Annotated in this window: 1 protein-coding gene; it reads left to right on the forward strand. The window is 78.4% G+C overall.

Annotated features, from left to right (window positions below; translation table 11 throughout):
* Window positions 1-24 precede the first annotated feature (24 nt).
* Window positions 25-204, forward strand: a 180-nt coding sequence (locus GTW08_RS32015; protein ID WP_237454002.1) for a hypothetical protein, incomplete at its 3' end; no start/stop codon positions are given.

Below are 204 nucleotides of genomic sequence, written 5' to 3' on the forward strand. Positions count from 1 at the left end.
GCGCCGGTCGGTAACCTCCGGCCTGTGCCCGACCTCCACACCGCAGCCACCGCCCGCTCCCGGAGCACCGGCGGATCCGCGCTCGGCGGCGGGCCGGGTGGTGTGCAGGGCGACCGGACGGGGACGGGTGACGTGGCGGGATCCCTCGAGTCGCTGCCGGACCGCCCGTCGCAGGTGCGCCCGGTCGACGTCGCCCTGCTCGGG

It is taken from the genome of Pseudonocardia sp. SID8383, assembly GCF_009864975.1.
GTDB lineage: Bacteria > Actinomycetota > Actinomycetes > Mycobacteriales > Pseudonocardiaceae > Pseudonocardia > Pseudonocardia alni.